Annotated in this window: 18 protein-coding genes; 14 read left to right on the plus strand and 4 right to left on the minus strand. The window is 63.4% G+C overall.

Features of this window, described 5'->3' with window-relative positions; translation table 11 throughout:
* Positions 1-121: 121 nt before the first annotated feature.
* From V1290_RS13170 to V1290_RS36515, 7 genes are all read left to right on the plus strand, one after another.
* On the plus strand, positions 122-1,393 hold the full coding sequence (locus tag V1290_RS13170) for a cytochrome P450 (RefSeq protein WP_334364797.1): 1,272 nt from the start codon (positions 122-124) through the stop codon (positions 1,391-1,393).
* Between the two features lie 32 nt (positions 1,394-1,425).
* Positions 1,426-2,700: a cytochrome P450 gene (locus V1290_RS13175; protein ID WP_334364798.1), complete on the plus strand. Its 1,275-nt coding sequence runs from the start codon at positions 1,426-1,428 to the stop codon at positions 2,698-2,700.
* A gap of 329 nt (positions 2,701-3,029) precedes the next feature.
* On the plus strand, positions 3,030-4,499 hold the full coding sequence (locus tag V1290_RS13180) for an FAD-dependent monooxygenase (protein WP_334369012.1): 1,470 nt from the start codon (positions 3,030-3,032) through the stop codon (positions 4,497-4,499).
* Positions 4,500-4,757: 258 nt separating this feature from the next.
* Entirely contained in the window at positions 4,758-5,390 is a 633-nt protein-coding gene (locus V1290_RS13185) for a LysE family translocator (RefSeq protein ID WP_334364799.1), read from the plus strand.
* Positions 5,391-5,617: 227 nt separating this feature from the next.
* A complete protein-coding gene (locus V1290_RS13190; RefSeq protein WP_334364800.1) occupies positions 5,618-6,205 on the plus strand; it encodes a helix-turn-helix domain-containing protein in 588 nt (195 codons plus the stop codon).
* A gap of 11 nt (positions 6,206-6,216) precedes the next feature.
* On the plus strand, positions 6,217-7,005 hold the full coding sequence (locus V1290_RS13195; protein ID WP_334364801.1) for an SRPBCC family protein: 789 nt from the start codon (positions 6,217-6,219) through the stop codon (positions 7,003-7,005).
* Between the two features lie 192 nt (positions 7,006-7,197).
* On the plus strand, positions 7,198-7,371 hold the full coding sequence (locus V1290_RS36515) for a hypothetical protein (RefSeq protein WP_442893673.1): 174 nt from the start codon (positions 7,198-7,200) through the stop codon (positions 7,369-7,371).
* Between the two features lie 87 nt (positions 7,372-7,458).
* Here V1290_RS36515 and V1290_RS13205 read toward each other — a convergent pair whose 3' ends face one another.
* Positions 7,459-8,679: an ABC transporter substrate-binding protein gene (locus V1290_RS13205; protein WP_334364802.1), complete on the minus strand. Its 1,221-nt coding sequence runs from the start codon at positions 8,677-8,679 to the stop codon at positions 7,459-7,461.
* A 390-nt stretch (positions 8,680-9,069) separates the two neighbouring features.
* Positions 9,070-9,993 (minus strand): LysR family transcriptional regulator, encoded by a 924-nt coding sequence (locus V1290_RS13210; RefSeq protein ID WP_334364803.1) that lies wholly within the window; start codon positions 9,991-9,993, stop codon positions 9,070-9,072.
* A gap of 132 nt (positions 9,994-10,125) precedes the next feature.
* Between V1290_RS13210 and V1290_RS13215 the strand changes: the two genes are divergently transcribed.
* The 5 genes from V1290_RS13215 (at position 10,126) to V1290_RS13235 (ending at position 15,781) form a co-directional block, all read left to right on the plus strand.
* A complete protein-coding gene (locus tag V1290_RS13215) occupies positions 10,126-11,292 on the plus strand; it encodes an acyl-CoA dehydrogenase family protein (RefSeq protein WP_334364804.1) in 1,167 nt (388 codons plus the stop codon).
* Between the two features lie 9 nt (positions 11,293-11,301).
* Positions 11,302-12,432 (plus strand): CaiB/BaiF CoA transferase family protein, encoded by a 1,131-nt coding sequence (locus tag V1290_RS13220; protein ID WP_334364805.1) that lies wholly within the window; start codon positions 11,302-11,304, stop codon positions 12,430-12,432.
* On the plus strand, positions 12,429-13,280 hold the full coding sequence (locus V1290_RS13225) for an FAS1-like dehydratase domain-containing protein (RefSeq protein WP_334364806.1): 852 nt from the start codon (positions 12,429-12,431) through the stop codon (positions 13,278-13,280). Before V1290_RS13220 ends, V1290_RS13225 begins: the two co-directional genes overlap by 4 nt.
* A gap of 120 nt (positions 13,281-13,400) precedes the next feature.
* Positions 13,401-15,023: a benzoylformate decarboxylase gene (mdlC, locus tag V1290_RS13230; protein ID WP_334364807.1), complete on the plus strand. Its 1,623-nt coding sequence runs from the start codon at positions 13,401-13,403 to the stop codon at positions 15,021-15,023.
* A 386-nt stretch (positions 15,024-15,409) separates the two neighbouring features.
* On the plus strand, positions 15,410-15,781 hold the full coding sequence (locus V1290_RS13235; RefSeq protein WP_334364808.1) for a hypothetical protein: 372 nt from the start codon (positions 15,410-15,412) through the stop codon (positions 15,779-15,781).
* 138 nt (positions 15,782-15,919) lie between these two features.
* Here V1290_RS13235 and V1290_RS13240 read toward each other — a convergent pair whose 3' ends face one another.
* Together V1290_RS13240 and trhA are read right to left on the minus strand one after the other, a co-directional pair.
* Positions 15,920-16,714, minus strand: coding sequence for an SDR family oxidoreductase (locus V1290_RS13240; protein WP_334364809.1), 795 nt, complete (start codon positions 16,712-16,714; stop codon positions 15,920-15,922).
* Positions 16,715-16,741: 27 nt separating this feature from the next.
* Positions 16,742-17,440: a PAQR family membrane homeostasis protein TrhA gene (gene trhA / locus V1290_RS13245; RefSeq protein ID WP_028351231.1), complete on the minus strand. Its 699-nt coding sequence runs from the start codon at positions 17,438-17,440 to the stop codon at positions 16,742-16,744.
* Positions 17,441-17,711: 271 nt separating this feature from the next.
* Here trhA and V1290_RS13250 point away from each other — a divergent pair, with 271 nt between their 5' ends.
* Together V1290_RS13250 and V1290_RS13255 are read left to right on the plus strand one after the other, a co-directional pair.
* Positions 17,712-19,175, plus strand: coding sequence for a YcjX family protein (locus V1290_RS13250; RefSeq protein ID WP_334364810.1), 1,464 nt, complete (start codon positions 17,712-17,714; stop codon positions 19,173-19,175).
* A complete protein-coding gene (locus tag V1290_RS13255; protein WP_334364811.1) occupies positions 19,172-20,203 on the plus strand; it encodes a YcjF family protein in 1,032 nt (343 codons plus the stop codon). Before V1290_RS13250 ends, V1290_RS13255 begins: the two co-directional genes overlap by 4 nt.
* Positions 20,204-20,233: the final 30 nt, after the last annotated feature.

The raw sequence follows: 20,233 nt of genomic DNA on the forward strand, positions 1-20,233 counted from the left end.
GCACTGCGATGCGGCCAAATGCGCCCAACTCGCCCTTGCGCCGGGGCAAGGCTCGGGATGTAATAGGGTAAAACATCACCCGTTCGGCATGCTTGGCACGGGGAATCAGGGAGAGCGGCTCATGCACGGAACCATCGATCTCGCCGGAGATTCTCATCTGCGCGCCGCGCGCGATGCGGCTCAATCCATGCCGCTGGCGGATTTCGATGTCGGCAATCCCGAACTGTTTCAAAACGATTCATTCTGGCCGTATTTCGACCGGCTGCGCCGGGACGACCCGGTGCATTACTGCAGGGACAGCATGTTCGGGCCGTACTGGTCGATAACCAAGTACAACGACATCATGGACGTCGAGACCAACCACGCGGTGTTCTCCTCGGCGTCGTCGCTGGGCGGCATCACCATTCGCGACATCGCACCGGACCTGCGCCGCGAAAGCTTCATCGCGATGGACCAGCCGCGCCACTCAGCGCAGCGCAAGACGGTGGCGCCGATGTTCACGCCGACGCATCTGGACCAGCTCGCGATCAACATCCGCAAGCGCTCCGCCGAATGCCTCGACAACCTTCCGAAGAACGAAACCTTCGACTGGGTCGATCAGGTCTCGATCGAGCTCACCACGCAGATGCTCGCCGTGCTGTTCGACTTCCCCTGGGAAGACCGCCGCAAGTTGACGCGCTGGTCCGATATCGCAACCACGATTCCGCATCATGGCGGCCTGGTCGAGACCGAGGACCAGCGGCAGGCCGAGCTGTTGGAATGCGCGACCTATTTCGCAAGACTGTGGAAGGAGCGCATCAACCAGCCGCCGAAGAGCGACCTGTTGTCGATGATGGCGCATAGCGATGCTACGCGCGACATGGACCCGAAGAATTTTCTCGGCAATCTGATCCTGCTGATCGTCGGCGGCAACGACACCACGCGCAACACGCTCTCGGGGAGCGTCTATGCGCTGAACAAGAATCCGGATCAGTACCGGAAGCTCCGCGACAACCCCGAGCTGATCGACAGCTTCGTCCCCGAAGTAATCCGCTGGCAGACGCCGCTGGCGCACATGCGGCGCACCGCGCTCGAAGACATCGAATTCCGCGGGCGTCAGATCAGGAAAGGCGACAAGGTCGTGATGTGGTACGTCTCGGGCAACCGCGACGATGAGGTGATCGAGCGTCCCTACGAGTTCATCATCGACCGCGCCCGCCCCCGCACCCACCTTTCCTTCGGTTTCGGCATCCACCGTTGCGTCGGAATCAGGCTGGCGGAATTGCAACTGAAGATTATCTGGGAAGAAATCCTCAAGCGGTACGATAATATTGAGGTGATCGGCGAACCGAAGCGGGTATATTCGAGTTTCGTCAAGGGCTACGAGACCCTGCCGGTCCGCATCGCCGCCTAGCCGCGCTCACGCTCACCCGGGATGATCGAACCATGAACGTTCAAACTGCCATCAGAGCCGACAAAAAAGAGCTGCTGCGCGCCGCGCGCGAGGAGGCCTATTCGACGCCGCTGAAGGACTTTCATCCCGGTGCGCCAAAACTTTTCCAGAACGACACGCTGTGGCCGTGGTTCGAGCGGCTGCGCAAGGAAGAGCCGGTGCACTACTGCGAGAATTCGCCGATCGAGCCCTATTGGTCGGTGACCAAGTACAACGACATCATGCATGTCGACACCAATCACGGCATCTTCTCCTCCGACTCCACGCTCGGCGGCATCTCGATCCGCGACGTGCCGCCCGGCTACGACTATCCGAGCTTCATCGCGATGGACCAGCCCAGGCACTCGGCGCAGCGCAAGACGGTGTCGCCGATGTTCACGCCGACGCATCTGGATGAATTGGCAAAATTGATCCGCGAGCGCTCGCAAAAGGTGCTGGACAATTTGCCGCGCAACGAGACCTTCAACTTCGTCGAGCGCGTCTCGATCGAGCTGACGACGCAGATGCTGGCGACGCTGTTCGATTTCCCCTGGGAGGAGCGGCGCAAGCTGACGCGCTGGTCCGACGTCTCGACCGCGCTGCCCAAGAGCGGCGTGGTGGAATCGCCCGAGCAGCGGCGCCGCGAGATGGACGAATGCTACGCCTATTTCTCGAAGCTGTGGAACGAGCGCGTCAACGCGCCGCCGAAGAACGATCTCTTGTCGATGATGGCGCACAGCGACGCGACGCGGCACATGGACCCCGACAATCTGATGGGCAACATCATCCTCTTGATCGTCGGCGGCAACGACACCACCCGCAACACCATGAGCGGCTCGGTGCTGGCGCTGAACGAGCACCCCGACCAGTATCAGAAGCTGCGCGACAACCCCGCGCTGATCGATTCCATGGTGCCGGAAGTGATCCGCTGGCAGACGCCGCTCGCCCATATGCGCCGCACCGCGTTGGTCGACACCGAGATCGGCGGCAAGAAGATCAAAAAGGGCGACCGCGTCGTGATGTGGTACGTCTCCGGCAACCGTGACGAAGAAGGCATCGAGCGGCCCGACGAATTCATCATCGACCGCGCCCGTCCCCGCACCCATCTGTCGTTCGGCTTCGGCATCCACCGCTGCGTTGGCATGCGCCTTGCCGAGCTGCAGCTCAAGATCGTGTGGGAAGAAATGCTGAGGCGTTTCGATCGCATCGAAGTGGTCGGCGAGCCGAAGCGGGTCTATTCGAGCTTCGTGCGCGGCATCGAGCAGTTGCCGGTGCGCATTCCGGGGTGAGCGGCGCGCGCAATCTCGTCTGATCACTACAGGCCGCAAAAGAAAAAGCCGCCCAAAGGCGGCGTCCACATTCGAACCTGATGATCGTGGATCAGGCAGAGATCACTGCTGGCTGTGTCTTCCGGAAATATCCGGAAAGCAGAACACCCGTCTTCCCCCACTTCAATATGTAGCGCACAAGGGGCTTGCTTCAAGACCCCGGTAATCCCGTAGAACCGCCGACCGAAGCCACAACCTACGGGGGTCACGAAATGAGTGCATTTGCTGTCGGCGCGCCGATCGCGCAGGGCCGGGTTGATCGCAGCTGCGGGAACGGCCGGCGTTTGGCGATGAGCGAGCATGCAGTGGTCATCGTCGGCGGAGGCCCGACAGGGCTGGTGTTGGCCGGCGAGTTGGCGTTGGCTGATATCGACGTTGCCATCGTCGAGCGGCGCCCTAACCAGGAGCTCGTCGGCTCGCGCGCGGGCGGTCTGCACGCACGCACCATCGAGGTTCTCGATCAGCGCGGCATCGCCGACCGGTTCTTGTCGCAGGGACAGGTGGCCCAGGTCGCAGGCTTCGCCTTGATCCGTTTGGACATCAGCGACTTTCCCACCCGGCACAATTACGGGCTCGCGCTGTGGCAAAACCACATCGAGCGCATCCTCGCCAGCTGGGTCGAGGAGCTGGCGGTGCCGATCTACCGCGGACGTGAGGTGACTGATATCGCGCAAGACGACACTGGCGTCGACGTCGTGCTGTCCGATGGCCAATCATTGCGGGCGAAGTATCTCGTCGGCTGCGATGGCGGACGCAGTCTGATCCGCAAAGCAGCCGGCATCGACTTCCCCGGCTGGGATCCGACGACGAGCCACCTGATCGCCGAGGTCGAGATCGCCGAGCAGCCGGAATGGGGCATCCGCCACGACGCCCGCGGCCTCCATGGCCTGAGCAGGATGGAGGATGGCGGGCCGGTGCGAGTCATGGTGACCGAGCAGCACCTGGGATCCACCGGCGAACCCACCTTGCGCGATCTCAGCGAGGCGCTCATTGCCGCCTTCGGGACCGACTATGGCATCCACAGTCCGACCTCGATCTCCAGATTCACCGATATGACCCGGCAGGCGGCGTTCTACCGCAAGGGACGCGTGCTGCTGGCCGGCGATGCCGCGCATGTGCACTATCCCGCGGGAGGACAGGGCCTCAACATCGGCGTGCAGGATGCCGTGAACCTGGGATGGAAGCTGGCGCAGGTGGTCAAGCAGACGTCGCCGGAAAGCCTGCTGGATACCTATCACGCCGAGCGCCACCCGGTCGGTGCCCGCGTGCTGCGCAACACGATGGCGCAAGTCGCGCTGATGCGTCGCCCGGACGACCGCGTGAAGGCGTTGCAGGACACCATGTCCGAACTCCTCGGCATGGACGAGCCCCGCAAACGCTTCGCCGCGATGATGTCCGGTCTGGACGTCCATTACGACCTCGGCGAGGGACATCCCCTGCTCGGACGCCGCATGCCCGATCTCGACCTGGTCACCGCCAATGGTCCGCTGCGAGTGTTCACTCTGTTGCACGGTGCCCGCCCCGTGCTACTCGACCTCGGTCATCCCGGCCGCATCGATATCACGCCGTGGGCGGATCGAGTCCAACTGATCAGCGCTGAATATGCTGGTGCGTGGGAGCTGCCGGCCATCGGCATGGTTGCCGCGCCCACCGCCGTGTTGATCAGGCCCGACGGATATGTCGCCTGGGTTGGAGAGCAAACTGAGCTCGGGCTCGCTGACGCGCTAACGACGTGGTTCGGACCGCCTGCCGCAACGTAGCTGCATCGGTTTTGCCGCGACCTCTCGCTGATCGGGCGGCCCGCCCATGTCCGCCCCTGTGAAGGGTTTCGGATGCCGGCCGCTTGAGAGACGGCGCGGCGTATTCGGCGGCCGACGTCCGAAAGCCTTCACACAACCAGACATCGACAGCTTCCTCCACGAACCGTATTGTGAACTCGAATCCGTGTCTGGCGCGTTGGCAACCTGTCCCTAGCCAGACTTCTCTATCCAGCACCGGGATCTTTTTGGGAATCAGCGATGATCAGCCTTTCGACTGCTGTGGCTTTCGGTGTGCTGGCGTTTTCTATGGCGCTATCGCCGGGTCCCAATCTTATGTATCTCGCTTCGCGTGCGATCTGCCAGGGTTATAGAGCGGGATTCTCATCTCTCGCCGGTGTGTGCACGGGGATGATGGCCTATGTGGTTGTTACGGCGCTTGGGCTTTCAGCTATTTTTGACACCGTTCCGCTTGCATACGACGTCGTGCGGACGCTTGGAGCGCTCTATCTCGTTTGGTTAGCTATCAAGGCCTTTCGTACTCCCTCAAGGCAACTCGCTACCTCAGAAGTTGCGCCGGAGCCATTTGCTGTTCTTTTTCGTCGAGGGCTCTTCACCTGTATCCTGAATCCCAAGTTGGTCCTGATGTACGGGGCTCTGTTGCCGCAATTCGTCCAAGTCGAGCAAGGAAATGTTTTGTGCCAGACGGTGCAGCTAGGCCTTCTTCAGGTGATTGCAGCAGCGTGCGCACACAGCTGCGTGATCCTCGGGGCCTCGCGGGTTGCCGCAATCTTTCGGAAAGCCTCCAATTTCGCTCAGCTGCAGCGCTACATTCTCGGATTCTCGTTGCTGGCGGTTGCTGCCAAGCTCGGCCTGGAGCGTCGTCCAGCCTAGTGATGGATGTCACCTCGGTTGGGTGTACTAGTCCGCTTTGGGTCTCGAATGCGGACATCGCCGCCGGCGTTCGATTCCCCTTGTGCCAGGAAAAGCATCGCCATCTCGCTTGCGCAGGCTCGACAACTCCATTCGGATGAGAGTGCACAGTCTCGTCGGGTGGACTGCGACCGAAGGCAACTGCCGCGGCGCCTTGACAAAAAAATTTGTCAACGTACGTTACCGCCATGATCGATATCGAAGTGATCAGCGAACCGGCGGTTGCGGTTGCCGCTCTTGACCCTATCCGAAGCGCGTTGCTGGCCGAACTTGCAGAGCCCGCGTCGGCAGCGATCATGGCGACGCGCCTGGGACTGCCTCGTCAGAAGGTGAACTATCATTTGCGCGCGCTCGAAGCCTGCAGGTTGGTCGAGGTCGCGGACGAACGGCAGTGGGGCGGATTGACCGAGCGGCTATTGGTGTTGTCGGCCAAGTCGTTCGTTGTTTCGCCGGCGGCGTTAGGCGCGGTCGCAGCCGATCCGAAGCGGAGCAAAGATCAACTCGCGGCCAGCTATCTGATCGCACTCGGCGCCCGGATCGTTCGCGAGGTCGGCGATCTCTGGAAACGTGCGCGGAAAGCCGACAAGCAGCTTGCGACCCTGTCGATCGACGCAGAGATTCGCTTCGCCTCCCCCGCCGCCCGCGCTGCGTTCACGCGCGAGCTGACGCAAGCCATCACGGAGCTGGTCGGCCGCTACCACGATGCGAGCGCTTCGGGAGGCCGTAACCATCGATTGGTGATCGTGTCTCATCCCTTGCCTCAAACGTCTCACTGAAAGGACAGACCATGCCCGTGAAGAAGGAACCGTCTGGCCGTCGCAGCGTCGAAGCCAAGGTTGAGGTCCCCGGCACACCCGAAGAGGTGTGGCAGGCGATCGCGACAGGTCCCGGCATCTCGTCGTGGTTTGTGCCGACGACGTTGGACGAGAAAGTCGGCGGCAATACCAAATCGAGCTTTGGCCCGGGAATGGATTCCGAGGCCAAGATCACCGCTTGGGAGCCGGCCAAGCGTTTCGTCGCCGAAGCAGAGGGAGGACCTGGCACGGTGGCCACCGAGTGGACCGTCGAAGCCAAGGACGGCGGCACCTGTGTGGTCCGGGTCGTTCATAGCTGGTTCGCCAATACGGACGATTGGGATGACCAGTTCGAGGGACACACCTACGGCTGGATCGCGTTCTTCCAGAACCTGCGGCTCTATCTGGAGCAATTCCGTGGGCAACAGTCGACGACAGTGGCGCTTTCCGCGATGTCGAACGACAGCGATGCCTGGAGCCGCCTGGTCGGTCCGCTCGGGTTGGCTGACGCAAGCGCCGGCACACGCTTCGCGACACCGACTGGGGTGCCCGAGCTACGCGGCATCGTGGAAATCGTCAATCCTCCGCAGTGGCCAGGGCTGCAATTGCTGCTCGAACACCCCGCACCCGGCATCGCACATCTGTTTGCCATGCCGATCGGAGGGCCGATTCTGCTGACGGTCCGTCTCTACCTCTACGGAGACGCCGGGCGCGCCGTGGCCAATCACGTCGAGGCCGATTGGCGGCGTTGGCTTGATCGTCAATTCCCACCACAGACGTAGCGGCTGACGGTGACGGTTATTCCTGCAAGCCACTAAGCGGCGTTAGCGAGTTGGCGCGACATCGACACGATGGCGAGCATGGTCTCGGCCGGCTCCAGTGTCGGGTGAAGATGCGTGCCTTGCAGTCTTATTACCGGCCATCCGCGGCGCTGCGCTTCCAACGTTGCGTGATCGTAAATGGGCGAGCATTGAATGAACCCGGCCGGAACGTGGTCCCAGCCGGCGCGCGTTCCAATTACGAAATTCGATAAACGAGACATGAAGTTCAAAGATCTGCTTACCGGGTTCATCAGACGGCGCATTCTGCATCACGCAGCGGAACATGAGATCTACGGTCAATGGATCATCGATGAACTCGCCCGTTGAGTAGCGGGTAAAGCGTGCCGGGACTGAGCGCGCACCCGGCCGAACCATTTCCGACTCGAAGGAGGCGGCAAGAATCGTGGGCGCTTGCTACTTGTCCGTGCTGGCAAACGCGGTTTCGAGGACGTCGCCGATCGGCTGCCAGGTGCGGCCGTCGAACTGAACGAGCCGCATATGCTTGATCGGCCGGAAATTCCAGGGACCGGTGCTGATCTTGATGCCGGGCAGCAGAACGGAGCCCTGATAATCCTTCAGCGCCGCGGCCTGTTTCATGACGTTCTCGCGCGATAGATCATCGCCGCACTGCCTGAGCACCTGCGCCAGAGTCTCGGCGGCTGCGTAGCCGAACATGGCGGCGCTTTCGTCATGGCCGCCGGCGCGACGATAGTTTTCCAGGAACGACTGCCAGTCGGCGCCAGACTGGTCGTCCTTCCAGGCCGGATCGTTGGCGTCCTTCAGATAGGCAGCGGTAGTCACGCCCACCGCGTTCTCGAGACCCGCGGGTTTCAGCCCTGTCCCGATTGAGGAGGCCATCTGATTCATGATGAACACGGGACGCCAGTCGAGGCTCGCCGCCAGGCGGATAACTTTTGCGGCGTTTTCGGGTACGCCCGCGAACACGAGAATTTCGGCGCCCGATCGCTTCAGGATCGATACATGCGTATCCAGATGTTCATCCCTGAGATCATAGGCGATACCGACCCTGATCATCCGCGCGACGGGACCGAGGCCGTCCTCCATCCCCTTGATGACCTCCCGGCCGAAATGATCGTTCTGCCAGAGAACGACGATCCGCTTGCCCGGATAGAACGCCTGAATGTAGTTGGCGTAGATGCGTCCCTCCTCCCGGAACGAGGGCTGCCAGCCCATGGTCCATGGAAACAGCGAGGGATCGCTGAGATGATCGTCTCCGGAAGCAACGAACAATTGGGGAAGCTGGCGTTCGTTGAGATATTTGCGGACCGCAAAATTGCCCGGCGTTCCGAACGAGCCGAACATTAGAAGCACGTTGTCTTCCTCGACGAGCTTGCGCGTCAGGCTAAGGGCGGAAGCAGGATCGGATTTGTCGTCGTAGGAGATGAACCGCACCTTGCGGCCGTTGATGCCACCGCGCGCGTTGAGCATCTCGAAATAGGCTGCTTCGGCCTTGCCGATCGCCCCGAAGATCTCGAGGCTCCCGCTATAGGGCATGAGATTGCCGATGCGGATTTCGTCATCGGTCACCCCCTCCAGCCGCAGCCGCTCCGAAATTGCGCCCAGCGAGGCAACGGCTACAACGATCGCCAGCAGGATCCGGAGGAGCGTGTTCATGGCAGGAACTCCACCTGAGACAGGGGCGTCAGATTTCAAGTCTGCTGAGTTAATCGCTTGATCTGAATCCATGACCAGCCACTTCCCGGTGGGGGATCGGCTGCTCGGGCATCTTATGAGGCTCCGCGAGGGCTGCAATTGCCAGAAGCGGTCATTTCGATCAATTGCCTGCGAACAAAGCGGTGACAGGAACAATGGCGTCAGGCTGACTGCTCGGCAAAAGCCGTCGTGTGGTTGCGATGCATCAGCCGAAAAAAGCCCTTTGCGACGGTTAGTGCCAGCAGGCTGCCCCGCCGCCCCTATACAATTGCGGCATGACAGAAGTAGCCAGATGGGAATGCCGCACCCGGCTGTTTTGTTCTAAGCCACTACGCAGGCCCTCGCATCGGCTCAGGCGAGCTTGATGTCCCAGAGGCCCTCTTCGCGGCAGGCGATCAGTTCGTCGCGGAGCAATTCGGTGACTAGCGCAATCGCAGTCGAGCCGGGATGATCGATGGGAGACGCAAGGGTCAGTTCGCGCATCGGCGACGGTTTTGCTATCGCCGCGGTTTCCAGCCGGCCGCCGGCTACTTCCTGGCGCACCGAGGACGGCGGCAGCAGCGTGTATCCCAGCCCTTCCTCGACGAGGCTGGTCAGCACGCGGAAGGAATCGGCCTCCAGCTTGACGTCGAGCTTGATTTTCTTCTTCGCCGCCGCCTGCTCGATCAGCGCACGGAGCCCATGCGAATGACTGGGCAGCACGAGGCGCTGCCGCAGCAGCCAGCCGATATCGACCTGCTTTCTCTCGGACAGCCCGCTGCCGCACGGTCCGACGGCGACAATGGGATCGCGGCCGAGGCTTTGTACGGAAAGATGCAGGTCGCTCGACGGCCCGTAGATCAGCGCCAGGTCCATTTCGCCGCGGTGCAGCCATTCGGTCAGATGGCCGCTGTAGCTTTCGACAATGCAGAGCGAGATGCCCGGATACTTGTCGACCGTGCGCCGCGCGAGCCGCGCCGAAATCACGTAGCTCACGGTCGGCACCAGCCCAAGCACCACCCGGCCCGAGGGCGGGCCGCCGGCGGACTGGATCTCATCGCGCACCTGGTCGATCTGCCGGACGATGCCGGCGGTGCGCGCCAGCAGCAGCCGGCCCGCGTCCGTCAGCACCATGCCCCGACCGTTCCGCGTGAACAGCTCGGCCCGCAGTTCATGCTCGAGCAGCTTGATCTGGCGGCTCAGCGCCGGCTGCGCCACCCGCAGCGTATCGGAGGCCTTGCTGAGGCTGCCGAGCTCCGCCACGCAACTGAAGGTCCTGAGCTGCCGGATATCCATTGCTTGCTTGCCAATCTTCGAAGACAGGTTCATACGCTATAACAATTCAGCATAGGTGCCTTGCCGTCGTTTCACAACGGCCCGCATCCTTAAGCAATTGACATCAACCCGCATCCATCGCCAGAAAACCCAATGACCGCACAAGAACAACAAGACGAATTCCACGACATCCGCGACGCCGTCGCAAAACTCTGCGCCCAGTTCCCCGGCGAATACTGGCGCAAGCTCGATCGCCAGATGGCGTATCCGAAGGAGTTCGTCGATGCGCTCACCGAGGCCGGGTACCTCTCGGTGCTGATCCCCGAGGAATATGGCGGCTCCGGGCTGAAGCTGTCGGCCGCGGCCGCGATCCTGGAAGAGATCCAGCGTGCTGGCTGCAACGGCGGCGGCTGCCACGCCCAGATGTACACGATGGGCACCGTGCTGCGGCACGGCAGCGATGCGCAGAAGGCGAAATACCTGCCCGGGATCGCCAGCGGCAAATTGCGGCTGCAGGCGTTCGGCGTCACCGAGCCGACCAGCGGCACCGACACCTCCTCGCTGAAGACTGTCGCCAGGCGCGACGGCGACCACTACATCGTCAACGGCCAGAAGATCTGGACCAGCCGCGCCGAGCATTCCGACCTGATGATCCTGCTCGCGCGCACCACGCCGAAGGAGCAGGCCAAGAAGCGCACCGACGGGCTTTCGGTGTTCATCGTCGACATGCGCGAGGTGAAGGGCAAGGGGCTGGAGATCCGCCCGATCCGCACCATGATGAACCACGCCACGACCGAAGTGTTCTTCACGGACATGCGGGTGCCGGCCGAAAACCTGATCGGCGACGAGGGCAAGGGTTTTCGCTACATCCTCTCCGGCATGAACGCCGAGCGCATTCTCATTGCGGCCGAATGCATTGGCGACGCCAAATGGTTCATTGCAAAAGCCACCACCTATGCCAAGGAGCGCGCCGTGTTCGGCCGTCCGATCGGCCAGAACCAAGGTATCCAGTTTCCGATTGCAAAAGCCTACGCCGCGATGCGTGCGGCGGAGCTGATGGTGAAGGAAGCCACCCGCAAATACGAGGCCGGGCTCGATTGCGGCGCCGAGGCCAACATGGCCAAGATGCTGGCGGCGGATGCGTCGTGGGAGGCGGCGAACGCATGCGTGCAGACCCATGGCGGGTTCGGCTTTGCGGAAGAATACGACGTCGAGCGCAAGTTCCGCGAAACGCGGCTCTATCAAGTCGCGCCGATCTCGACCAATCTGATCCTGTCCTACGTCGCCGAGCACGTGCTCGGCATGCCCCGCTCCTACTGAGAACAGAAGATGCTGCCGTTAGAGGGATTGATCGTCGTCTCCGTCGAACAGGCGGTTGCAGCCCCGTTCTGCAGCTCCAGGCTTGCGGACGCCGGCGCGCATGTCGTCAAGGTCGAACGCCCCGAGGGCGATTTCGCCCGCGGTTATGACGCCGCCGCCAAGGGCCAGAGCAGCTATTTCGTCTGGCTCAACCGCGGCAAGAATTCGCAAGTGATCGACCTCGCCACTAAAGAGGGCCGCGCTGAACTCGAAGAGCTGATCGCATGCGCCGACGTGCTGCTGCAGAACCTCAAGCCCGGATCGATGGACAAGCTCGGCTTCTCGCTGGATCGCCTGAAGAAGGATTATCCCGCGCTGATCTGCTGCACCATCTCCGGCTATGGCGACGAAGGCCCCTACGCCGACCGCAAGGCCTATGATCTGCTGATCCAGGCCGAGAGCGGACTTGCCTCGATCACCGGCGGCCCCGAGGGCCCGTCGCGCGTCGGCATCTCCGTCGTCGATATCGCCACCGGCGCCACCGCGCATGCCGCGATCCTCGAGGCGCTGATCGCGCGGGGCCGCACCGGCAGGGGCGCCGATATCCGGATCTCGATGTTCGACGTGATGGCGGACTGGATGGCGGTGCCGCTGATCAATTCGGAAGCCGGCAATCCGCCAAAGCGGATGGCGCTGGCCCACCCCTCGATCGCGCCCTATGGCGTGTTCAATTCCAGGGACGGCAAGGGCATTCTGATTTCGATCCAAAGCGAGCGCGAGTGGAAGAAGCTCTGCGCGGAAGTCCTGGATCAGCCCGACCTGCCCAATGATCCGCGCTTTGCCAACATGGTCGAGCGCGTGCGCAACCGCCAGCTCACCGACAAGGTGGTCGCCGACAGTTTTGCCGCGATGATGCGCGCCGAACTCTTAAAGCGCCTCGACGAGGCCGACATCGCCTTCGCCGAGGTCAACAGCATGGCTGACCTCTCGGTGCATCCACATCTGCGCCGCATCGAGGTCGACACGCCGAACGGCAAGGTGAGTTACGCCGCCCCCGCCGCGATCTTTGTCGGCGAGGAACGGCACTATGGCGCGGTGCCCGCCATCGGCGATCACGTCGAACTTCCCAAAGCTCCCCGTAACAAGAGCCGCCAGTCATGACCGAAGCCCTCAACCTCGATCATTTGCGCCAATGGATCGGCCGCAGCGCGGAAGCGTCAGACATCGTCACCGCGCAACTCGTGAAGGGCCTGCGCGCGACGCTATTTCAGGACATCGGCGACCCGAAGCCCGGCGATGCCGCGCCGTGGACCACGCATTGGTGCCTGGCGCAGCCGGTATTTCCGATATCGCAGCTCGGTCCCGACGGCCACCCGACCCGCGGCGGCTTCCTGCCGCCGGTGCCGCTGCCGCGCCGGATGTGGGCCGGCGGCGAAATCGAATTCCTCCAACCGTTGCGCGTCGGCGATGAATCGACGCGCACATCGCGCATTTCAGACGTGACAATGAAGACCGGCTCGACAGGCGTGCTGTGCTTCGTTTCCGTCGAACACACCATCACGACGCCGCGCGGGGTTGCGATCCGCGAACGGCAGGACATCGTCTATCGCGACATGGGGAGCGCTGCCCCCGCTTCGCCGCCGAAAGCCGCTCCGCCACCGGTCGCACGGCATCGCGAAACCCATGTCAGCGATCCCGTGCTGCTGTTTCGCTATTCGGCGCTGACCTTCAACGGCCACCGCATTCATTACGATCGTGACTACGCTACCAAGGTCGAGGGCTATCCCGGCCTGATCTTCCACGGCCCGCTGCAGGCCGCCCTGCTCGTCGAGTTCGCCGCCAAGCTGCACGGCGATTCGGCGCCGAAGAAGTTCAGCTATCGCGGCGTGCAGCCGCTGTTCGAAGGCGGCGAGTTCTCGATCAACGCCAATGAAACCCACGCCGGTATGGAGCTGTGGATCGCGAACGCGGAGGGACAGCCGACGATGAAGGGCACGGCTGTGTGGTGATAAATCACCGTCATTGCGAGGAGCGCAGCGACGAAGCAATCCATCTGTCCCCGCGTTGAAGCATGGATTGCTTCGCTTCGCTCGCAATGACGGAAAGCTAGATACAATGGGAATCACCTGATGTCGTCTCGCAAACCAGCCAAAGCCGCCGCCGTAACCGTCAAGGACGCCACCTTCGGCCTGCTGCGCGCGTTCGGCATCAAGCGCGTGTTCGGCAATCCCGGCTCCACCGAACTGCCCTTCCTCAGCGACTGGCCCGACGACATCGACTACGTGCTCGGCCTGCAGGAGGCTTCCGTCGTCGGCATGGCCGATGGTTATGCGCAGGCGACCCGCAATGCCGGTTTCGTCAATTTGCATTCCGGCGCCGGCGTCGGCAATGCGCTCGGCAATATCTACACCGCCCATCGCAACCAGACGCCGCTGGTCATCACCGCAGGCCAGCAGGCGCGCTCGATCCTGCCGCTGCAGGCTTTCCTCTATGCCGAGCGCGCCTCCGAATTCCCGCGCCCCTACGTCAAATACAGCGTCGAGCCGGCGCGCGCCGAAGATGTGCCGGCCGCGATCGCGCGCGCCTATTACGTCGCGATGCAGCCGCCCTGCGGGCCGACCTTCGTTTCGATCCCGATCGACGACTGGACACGCCCGACTCAGCCGGTCGAGGCCCGCCACGTCAGCCGCGAGCTCGGCCCCGACCCGCAAGCGATGAGAGCGCTGGTCGCAGCGCTCGCAGCCAGCAAACGCCCCGCCTTCGTCGTCGGCCCGGCCGTCGACCGCGCCGAGGCCGTCGATCTGATGGTGTCGGTGGCGGAGAAGGCGAAGGCTGCCGTGTGGGTCAGCCCGTTCTCGGCGCGCTGCGCCTTTCCGGAACGTCATCCGCAATTTGCGGGCTTCCTGCACGCCTCGCCGGGACAGCTATCGGACGCGCTGCGCGAGCATGACCTCGTGGTCGTCATCGGCGCGCCGGTGTTCACCTTCCATGTCGAGGGCCATGCTCCGATCTTCGACGGCGCCACCACGATCTTCCAGATCACCGATGATCCGGATGCCGCCGCGGTCACGCCGGCGGGCGCCAGCATCATCGCGACCATGAAGCCGGCGCTTTCGATGCTGCTCGACCTCTTGCCCGAAACCGCGCGCGCGATGCCGGCGGGCCGCGTGCTGCCGCCGGCGCCAGCGGCGGCCGATCCGCTCCCGGTCGAATTCCTGCTGCATCAGCTCTCGCAAGCCATGCCCGACAATGCAGCACTGGTGGAGGAAGCGCCCTCGCACCGCCCGGCGATGCAAAAGTTCATGCCGATGCGCGGCCAGGACAGTTTTTACACCATGGCAAGCGGCGGCCTCGGCTACAGCCTGCCTGCCGCGGTCGGCATCGCGCTCGGACGCCCCGGCGTCCGCACCGTCTGCCTGATCGGCGACGGCTCGGCGATGTATTCGATCCAGGCGCTGTGGACCGCGGCGCAGCGCAGGCTGCCGCTCACCGTGGTAGTCATCAACAACGCCGGCTACGGCGCGATGCGCTCGTTCAGCCAGGTCATGCAGGTGCGCAATGTGCCGGGGCTCGAGCTACCCGGCATCGATTTCGTGAAACTCGCGGAAGGCATGGGCTGCCACGCCGTGCGGGTGACGAAATCATCCGAACTCGCGGGCGCGCTCAAGCACGGGCTCTCGCATGCCGGCACCAGTCTGATCGAAGTGATGGTCGATTCCGCGGTCCCCCTGCTCTACGCGCAGAAGGGGTGAGGCACGCCTTTCGCCACGTCATTGCGAGGAGCAATGCGACGAAGCAATCCATCTCTCCTCGTGCGGTGAGATGGATTGCTTCGCTTCGCTCGCAATGACGTGGATGGACCATTGCGGCCGCGCGGAAGAGCTAGGCCCGACGCGCCGCAGCGATCAGCGCATCGGGCGATCCTGCGTCGCTGGGGCCCGTCCGAATGGCCTGGCATACCAGCTCATGACCCCATAAGGCTCGTCTATTGGACCGCGAGTTCCATACGCGGCATTTACTTGACGTTGTTCTACGTTCGCACGAGAATTCGGTATGGGGCAACCATGGAGTGAACGCCATGAAACAGCCAAGCCTCAGAAAAGCTGCCCTCGCTATCTCCGTCTTTACATGCGCGACCATGCTCTCGTTTGATTGGAGCGAACAAAGGAACGTTTCGCTATCTGTCGAGCGCGCGCAAGCACAGACGGTTGATCCGTTGACCCCGGCGCCGGGCGTTACCCGGCGGCAGGCGCGGCGGGCCGCGGCCGGCGCGGCTGCCGTGGGTGCCGGTGCTGTCGCAGCCGGAGCGACTGCCGCCTACTACGGCAGCGGTCCCTACGCTTACGACCGCGGCAACGGACCCTACGCCTACTACGGCGGCAACAGTCCCAACGCCTATTACGGCGGCCCGGGCGTATGGAGCCAGGACTACGCGGCGCGCAACGGCATAATCTGCCAGCCCGGCACAATGGTCCGCCTGGACGACGGCTTGATGCACAGGTGTCAGTAGCAAAGGAGTAATGCGAAATTCTCTCCTCCGTCATTGCGAGGAGCAACGCGACGAAGCAATCCATGCCTCCGCGTGTTGAGCCATGGATTGCTTCGCTTCGCTCGCAATGACGGGGGAGAGGTCCGTGTGCCCCTCAGCTCATTTCCCGTAAGCTTCCCGCATCTTCGCCTGGATCTTGGCCATGCCCGCGATCCAGCGGTCGTAATTCTCGGTCTTCTTGCGCATGTAGCCGAGCACCTGCGGGTGCGGCAGGATCACAAAGGTTTCCTCTTCCAGCCCCTTCAGCACGTCCTGTGCTACCTGCTCCGGCGAGAGATCGCCGTCGCCCGATTGCGGGCCCTTCGGGATCGAGCGCAGCATGTTGGTGTCGACGCCCTGCGGGCACAGGATCGAAACCTTGATGTTGTCGGCCTTGTGCGAGATCGCGAGATTCTCTGCAAAGCCGACTGCGGCATGCTTGGTGGTCGAGTAGGCCGGGCTGCCGACCTGCGACAATAGTCCCGCCGCCGAGATCGTGTTGAGGAAATAGCCGCCGCCGCGCGCCTTCATGCGCGGGATCAAATGCCGCGCCGCATAGACATGGGCCATCACATGAACGGCCCAGCTTCGCTGCCACGGTTCGTCGGAGTTTCCGCCGGCATTCACCGACAGTGGATCGAAACCGCCGCCGATGCCGGCATTGGAGCAGAACAGCGCAATCGGGCCGAATTGATGCTCGGTCTCCTCGATGACGTGAAGGACGTCCTTCTCTTTTCCGACATCGCATTTGAAGGCCGCCCCACTGATCGGAGTGGCGACGGCTCGCGCGCCATCGGGATCGATATCGGCAACAACGATCTTGGCGGCGCCTTCACGATGAAAGGCCTCGCACATCGCCTTGCCGATGCCATTGGCGCCACCGGTGACGACCACGACTTTGCCTGTCACCTGCATGGTCGCTCTCTCCCGTTTGTTATGATCCTACGTCAGGACCACCATATCGAGAATAGCCGTATAATGGCAGGCGGCGCCGAGCAAGACGAAGCCGTGCCAGATCGCGTTCTGGAAGCGCAACCGCTGCCAGGCATGGAAGATCACCCCAAGGCTATAGAGCACGCCGCCCGCCACCAAAAAGCCCAGCGCCAGCGGCGGCACCGCCTTCACCACGGCGTCGTAGAGCGTGACGCCGCTCCAGCCCAAGGCGAGATAGAGGCCGACCGCCAAACGATCGTATCGCCCCGGCAGCGCCAGTTTCAGCACGACACCGGCAATCGCGATGCACCACACCCCGGTCAGCAGCGCGATCGCGAGATAGCTGTCCCTCAGCTCCACGATGAACGGGGTATAGGTCGCGGCGATCAAGAGATAGATCGCCGAATGATCGAAGCGGCGCAGCACCCATTTGGCGCGCGACACCGGCCAGAGATTATAGACCGCCGACAATGTCAGCATCGCGAGCAGGCCTGTGACGTAAACGGACACCACGGTAATTTCGAACGCACCGGCATAGACCGCCGTCAGCACGATGAGGGCGGTGGCGGCGATGAGCCCGAAACAGACGCCGACAATATGCACGACGCCATCGGCGATCAGCTCGGCGCGGTCGTAATTCCAGTGCATGGCGCCAGCCGCCGCATGGATGGATGTCGAGGCGATTTGTTTCAGTCTGAAGATGGTCATGCAGGTCCGCAGTACGTGGTGAGGGAGCGATTATATATGGGTCTTCCGAGGTCAACGAACCGTTCACGCCGCCGGCTCCAGGGCCGTCGCCATGCGCTTTCGCTGACGATGCCAGTATCCCGTCGCCGTGGCATTTTCGTGCAGCCGGTAACCGCCGGATATCCCGAGCGGATTCGCTCGTCAGACGATCACAAGCGCTTGATTTCGGTCCGCCAATCGCCACTTCTCCGGTAATTGCACACCAACGCCCCTCTCGAGCTTTCCGCCCCGCATGGCCCCCAGTTTTTCAGATATCGTCGAGGAAGCGCGCCTGTCGGCGCGGGCGCTGCTGGACTACGGCGACAGCTTTTTCAATCCCACCGTGCGGCTCGGCGTCACCGGCCTGTCGCGCGCCGGCAAGACCGTGTTCATCACGGCGCTGATCCACGGCCTGACCCGCGGCGGCCGGTTTCCGGTGTTCGAACCCTACGCCTCGGGCCGGATCGCAGGCGCCCGGCTCGCGCCGCAGCCGGACGACGCGGTGCCGCGCTTCGACTATGAAAACCACGTCCGCACCCTCATCGAGCAGCGGCGCTGGCCGAACTCGACCACTGACATCTCTGAATTGCGCCTCGTCATCGATTACCAGCGGCAGAACGGCGCGGACCGCACGCTCACCATCGACATCGTCGATTACCCCGGCGAATGGCTGCTCGATTTACCGCTGCTCAACAGGAGTTTCGAGCAATGGTCGGCCGAGAGTCTTGCGCTGTCGCGCGAAGGCCCGCGGGCAACACTCGCCGCGCCCTGGCACGCGCATCTGAAGGCGCTTCAACCCGAGAGCCGCGAGAACGAGCAGGCGACGCTCGCCGCTGCAAGACTTTTCACCGATTATTTGCGCGCCTGCCGCGACGAACGGTTTGCCATGAGCCTGCTGCCGCCCGGACGTTTCCTGATGCCGGGCAACCTCGCAGGATCGCCGGCGCTGACCTTCGCCCCGCTCGACGTGCCCATCGATGGCGCCGCGCCCGACGGTTCGCTGTGGGCGATGATGCGGCGGCGCTATGAAGCCTACAAGGACGTCGTGGTGCGCCCGTTCTTCCGCGATCATTTTGCGCGGCTCGACCGCCAGATCGTGCTGGTCGATGCGCTCGCGGCCTTCAATGCCGGGCCCGAGGCGCTGCACGATCTCGAAGCCGCGCTTGCCGGGATTCTCGATTGCTTCCGGATCGGTCGCAGCACCATCCTCAGCAGCTTGTTTCGTCCGCGGATCGACCGGATTCTGTTTGCCGCCACCAAGGCCGATCATCTGCACCATTCCAGCCACGACCGGCTCGAAGCCGTGCTACGGCGGGCCGCCGCCAAGGCAGCCGACCGCGCCGAATATGCCGGCGCCGCCATCGATGTGGTCGCGCTATCAGCGGTACGCGCCACGCGCGAGGCAATGGTTACGCGCGGCCGGGAGAAGCTGCCGTCGATCCTCGGCACGCCCGCGCCCGGCGAGGCCGCCAATGGCGAGGCCTTCGATGGCGAGACCGAAGTGGCGACCTTTCCGGGTGATCTCCCCGCCGATCCCGAAGAGCTGTTCAAGGGCGGCTTTCGCGGCCTTTCCAGCATGCCGTCCGACAGCGCCGATTTCCGCTTCCTGCGCTTCCGGCCGCCGCTGCTGGAGCGCACCGGCAAGGACGAGCCCGCGCTGCCTCACATCCGCCTCGACCGCGCCCTTCAGTTCCTGATCGGAGACCGACTGCAATGAGCGAGAAAACGCCGCATCGGCGACCGGCGACGTTCAAGCTCGGCGATCCCGGCGTCATCGTGATAGACCCGGACGACACCGGCCGCCCTGCCCGCGGCACGGTGCAGATCACACCGGAGGCGGATCCGGCGCTGTTGCCCGTTCCACTCGATGCACCGAGGGTCCCGATGCGCCGCGGCTTTCGCTGGGGCGCGCTGTTCTGGTCGGCTATCGGCGGGCTGGTGCTGCTCGGCACAGGGCTCGGCGTCGTCAACCTGATCGAGGACCTGTTCGCGCGCAGCCAGACATTGGGCTACGTCGCGCTGGCATTTGCGGCGGCGGCCGGACTGGCGCTGACCGTCGTCATCGCGCGCGAGGCGTTCGGGCTGGCGCGGCTGGCGGCGATCGAAAAGCTGCACCAGCGCGCCACTGAAGTGCTGCGCAGCGACGACCGCGCCGAGAGCCGCGCCGTCGTCAACGAACTCCTCAAGCTCGCGCATCAAAACCCGCAACTGGCGCGCGCCCGCGCCACGCTTGCCAGCCACGCCGACGACATCATCGATGGCGCCGACATGATCAAGCTTGCCGAGCGCGAACTGATGGCGCCGCTGGATGAGGAGGCGCGCCGGCTGGTTTCAACGGCCGCGCAGCGCGTTTCGGTCGTGACCGCGGTGAGCCCACGCGCGCTGATCGACGTGCTGTTCGTGTTCGTCGCCGCGATGCGCTTGATCCGGCAACTGGCGCGGCTCTATGGCGGCCGCCCCGGCACGCTCGGCATGATCAGCCTGTTGCGCCAAATCATCGGCCATCTCGCCATCACCGGCGGCATGGCGGTGGGCGACAGCCTGGTGCAGCAGATGCTCGGCCACGGTATCGCGGCAAAGCTCTCGCAACGGCTCGGCGAGGGCGTGCTCAACGGCCTGCTGACGGCAAGGCTGGGATTGGCCGCGATCGATGTGACGCGCCCGCTGCCGTTCACGGCATTACCGCGGCCTGCGCTCTCCGATCTCGCCAAGGACCTTTTGAGCAAGCGCGAAGATGAGGCGTAAGCTAATCGCCACGGCATCTGCTCTCACCGT

Source organism: Bradyrhizobium sp. AZCC 1578 (assembly GCF_036924675.1).
Classification (GTDB): domain Bacteria; phylum Pseudomonadota; class Alphaproteobacteria; order Rhizobiales; family Xanthobacteraceae; genus Bradyrhizobium.